The sequence below is a fragment of the Pseudoxanthomonas sp. LjRoot204_2 genome, assembly GCF_056175765.1.
Window position 1 is genome coordinate 1 of sequence record NZ_JBGFFG010000581.1, and the last position, 1,721, is coordinate 1,721.

The 1,721-nt window shown below is 67.3% G+C and carries 1 protein-coding gene; it reads right to left on the reverse strand.

Annotated features, from left to right (window positions below):
* Positions 1-1,575, reverse strand: a 1,575-nt coding sequence (gene dnaE / locus AC04L7_RS18065; RefSeq protein WP_475513617.1) for a DNA polymerase III subunit alpha, incomplete at its 3' end; no start/stop codon positions are given.
* Positions 1,576-1,721 lie beyond the last annotated feature (146 nt).

Sequence of the window (1,721 nt, forward strand, 5' to 3'; positions counted from 1 at the left end):
GTGCTTGCCGGCATTGCGCGTCAGGTCTTCCAGCTGGCGCGCGAGGTCGATCAGGTCGCGGACGTCGTCCTCGTCGCGGTAGCGGTCGATCAACTCCTGCGACGCGGCTTCGCTGCTGCCTTCGCCCATCGCATCCTTCAGCGACACGCCCAGGATGTTCGGGATCAGCTTGGCGACGCCGTCGACCAGCCCGTACGGGAATCCGAGCACGCGGCCGGCGTCGCGCACCACGGCCTTCGCCGCCATCGTGCCGTAGGTGATGATCTGGCTGACGCGGTCGCGGCCGTACTTGCGCGCGACGTAGTCGATCACCTCGTCGCGCCGGTCCATGCAGAAGTCGATGTCGAAGTCGGGCATCGACACGCGTTCCGGGTTGAGGAAGCGCTCGAACAGCAGCCCGTACGGCAGCGGGTCCAAGTCGGTGATCTGCAGCGCCCATGCCACCAGCGAGCCGGCACCGGAACCGCGACCCGGTCCGATCGGGATCCCGTGGTTCTTTCCCCACTGGATGAAGTCGGCCACGATCAGGAAGTAGCCGGGAAAGCCCATCTTGCAGATGGTGTCGAGCTCGAAGTCCAGCCGCCGCTCGTAGTCCTCGCGCGTATGGCCGGGCGCGAGCGGATTCTTCTCCAGCCGCGCCTTCAGGCCGTCGTGCGACTGGCTGCGGATCCAGCTGTCGAGCGTTTCGTTGTCCGGCACCGGATACGCAGGCAGGAAGTACGTGCCCAGCCGCATCTCGATGTTGCAGCGCTGCGCCAGCGCCAGCGTATTGTCGATCGCGTCGGGGACATCGGCGAACAGTGCGGCCATCTGGTCGGCCGACTTCATGTACTGCTCGGCGCTGTATTCGCGCGGCCGCTTGGGATCGTCCAGCACGCGGCCGGAGGCGATGCACACGCGTGCTTCGTGTGCGTCGAAATCATCCGGCGACAGGAACCGCACATCGTTGCTGGCGATCACCGGCAGGCTGCGCGCACTGGCGGCGTGCAGCGCGAACGCATTGAACGCCTCTTCGCCGTCGCGCTGCGTCCGCGTGAGTTCCAGGTGCAGGTCGTCGCCGAAGGCGCGCTGCCAGTCGGCCAAGTGCTGTTCCGCCAGATCATGGCGACCGGTCAGCGCGAGGCGTCCCGCGAGGCTCTGGCGACCCATGATCGCGAACAGGCCCTGGTGGTCGTGGCGCAGCCAATCGGGATCGATGGCGACGCCATCGGTGCGATGGCCTTCCATCCATGCGCGCGACAGCAGGCGCGACAGCGACAGGTAACCCTCCCGGTCGCGGCACAGCAGCGTCACCGGCCACGGCGCGTCGTTGCCGTCGGCCACCAGCAGGTCCGCGCCGGCGATGGGCTTGATGCCCACGCCCTCGGCGGCCTTGTAGAACTTCACCAAGGCGAACAGGTTGTTGCGGTCCGTCACCGCCAGTGCCGGCATGCCCAGTTCCACCGCCCGGCTCAGCAGGTTGGCCTGCTTGGCCTTCTTCGGGTCGGCATGATCCGGTTTCTCGGGCACGCGGATGATCGAATCCGCAAGCGAGAACTCGGTGTGCAGGTGGAGGTGGACGAAACGGGAAGACATGCCGACTCGGGGTACTGTCGGGGCAGCGTACCGGCGGGGGTGGGGTGGGGCAAGGCTTGACATTCCGGGTGCGCGGAACGGGCCGGCGGGGACGAAAAAAAGCCGCCCGGGGAAGGCGGCTCAGGGGAAAACCCGAGGGGTCGGGT